General features: G+C 62.8%; 1 protein-coding gene. It reads right to left on the minus strand.

The features are described from left to right. Positions 1–234: M10 family metallopeptidase C-terminal domain-containing protein (locus SB724_RS21865; protein WP_410573180.1), on the minus strand; the 234-nt coding region annotated here is incomplete at both ends.

Here is a 234-nt window from a genome sequence, read left to right on the forward strand (position 1 = left end):
TAATCGAGCCCGCCTTCAGCGCGAAGCCCTGGACACTGGCGACCGACGTGTTGGCGTCGATGGCCGAGAAGTCGATCTTGTCTCCCGGCTGGAAGCCATAGATCTTGTCGCCGTTGGCCGCTGCCGCCGAGGTGAAGCGGAAGACATCCTCTCCAGCCCCGCCATCGATGATGTTGATGGCGAGCGACGCGGTGATCGTGTCGTGGCCGGACCCACCGAGGAAGTTTTCGAAGC

Source organism: Bacillus sp. SIMBA_031 (genome assembly GCF_046535225.1).
Taxonomy (GTDB): Bacteria; Bacillota; Bacilli; order Bacillales; family Bacillaceae; genus Bacillus; species Bacillus velezensis.